Raw genomic sequence first — 1,710 nt, 5'->3', positions numbered from 1 at the left:
GGCGCCGTCGCCCGTGGGTGAGGCGCCGTCCAGGGGGACGCCCATGACCTCGCGGGCGTGGCGGCTCGGGACCATGCCCAGGCGCCACGCCTGCCAGCCCGTCTCGGGCTCCACGCCGCGCTCCAGCACGAGCTGGAACGTCTCCGCGTAGTCCTCCAGCGCCGGGTCGACCACCCCGCGGCGGCCCGCGGTCGCCGTGCGCAGCTCGTCCAGCAGCTCCGACAGCTCCTGCTGCGCCACCGCCGCGCCCACCACCGAGCCGCCCGGCGAGGCGAACGGCAGCAGCGTGCAGCGCAGGAACCGGGCCCACGTGGCCCCGCGTCGGTCGCCGATGCCGCCGAACAGGTCGATCGCCGTGTCGACCAGCTCCAGCGCCTGCCCCGCGCGGCCGTTGCCCGCGTCGATCACCGCCAGCTCGATGCACGACCACGCCTCGCCGTGGGCCACGCCCACCCGGCGGAAGTCCTGCCGGGCATCCTGGAGGAGCTGCCGGGCGAAGCCGCTGTTGCGCAGGGTGCCGGTCTGCTCGGCGCGCAGGTCGCGGGTGACCCGCGCGGAGTGGTGCCGCGCGCAGGCCAGCCCGTACACGTCGCGCATGCGACTGAACATCGAGCGGGACCGCTCCAGCGCCCGTACCGCCGACTCGCGCTTGCCGGCGCCCTCCTGGGCCTGGCCCAGGTAGTACAGCGTCCACGCCTCGCCCCGCGCGTCGTCGTTCTCCCGGTGCCGGGCGAGGGCCGCCTTGAGCTGCGTCACCGCCGCGGCCGGGTCGGCGGCGACCAGCCGGGCGCGGGCGAGCTGCGTCATCGCCCACGCCTCGCCGCGGCCGTCCCGCGTGCGCGCGTACTGCTCAAGGGCCTCCTCCAGCTGCTGCTCGGCTCCCGGTACGTTGCCCATCCGCAACTGCACCTGGCCGAGCTGGAAGTGCGCCCACGCCTGGCCGTGCACGCTCTCGCTCTCCTGGTGCAGCGCGAGCGCCTGGTCCAGCAGGGCCAGCGCGTCGCCCAGCTGCGCGCGGTCGCGCAGCACGGCCGCCAGGGCGTGCAGCGTCCAGGCGCGGTCGCCGCGCATGTTCTCGCCCTGCTGCATCTGCAGGGCCTCGCGCAGCTTGGCCTCCGCCTCCCGCAGGCTGCCCTGCTGCTGCAGCGTGATGCCCAGGTCGCGCAGGGCGCGGGCGGCGCCGGCGGAGTGCTGTGCCTCGCGGTAGAGGTCGACCACGGAGGACAGCGTCGAGCGGGCCTTGTCCAGCTCGCCGAGCTGCCGGGCGGCGACGCCCGTACGCCACTGCACCGAGCGCATCAGCAGCCCCTGGTCGGCGGCCTTCGTCAGCTCGTTCAGCTCGCCGAGGCGGTACAGGTCGCCGCGCAGCAGGCAGTAGTCCGCGAGCGCGCCCAGCAGGTGCAGCACGGCGGCCTGGTCCACGCCTTCGGCGTGCCGCAGGGCAGCGGTGATGAAGCTCTGCTCGTCGTCCAGCCAGCGCAGCGCGGAGTCCAGCGAGGTGAAGCCGTGCGAGCCGAACCGGTCGGCGCGCGTCGACGTGCGCCCGTCGACCAGCCGGATCACCGAGTCGGCCAGCTCCGCGTAGCTGCGGATCAGCCGCTCGTGCGCGGCGGCGCGCACCTCGGGGTCCTCCTCGTCGAGCAGGCGGGCGTACGCGAAGCGGCGCACCAGGTCGTGCACCCGGAAGCGGGAGCTGCGGACGTGCTCCAC

At 75.4% G+C, this 1,710-nt stretch carries 1 protein-coding gene; it reads right to left on the bottom strand.

Annotated features, from left to right (window positions below; translation table 11 throughout):
- The coding region (locus tag H5J30_RS31465; RefSeq protein ID WP_181790964.1) for a tetratricopeptide repeat protein at positions 1-1,710 on the bottom strand (1,710 nt) is incomplete at both ends.

The sequence above is a fragment of the Streptomyces phytophilus genome (assembly GCF_013870535.1).
Lineage (GTDB): Bacteria > Actinomycetota > Actinomycetes > Streptomycetales > Streptomycetaceae > Streptomyces > Streptomyces phytophilus.
Note: the sequence above shows the minus strand (reverse complement) of the source record. Positions and strands in the feature narration are given on the sequence as shown.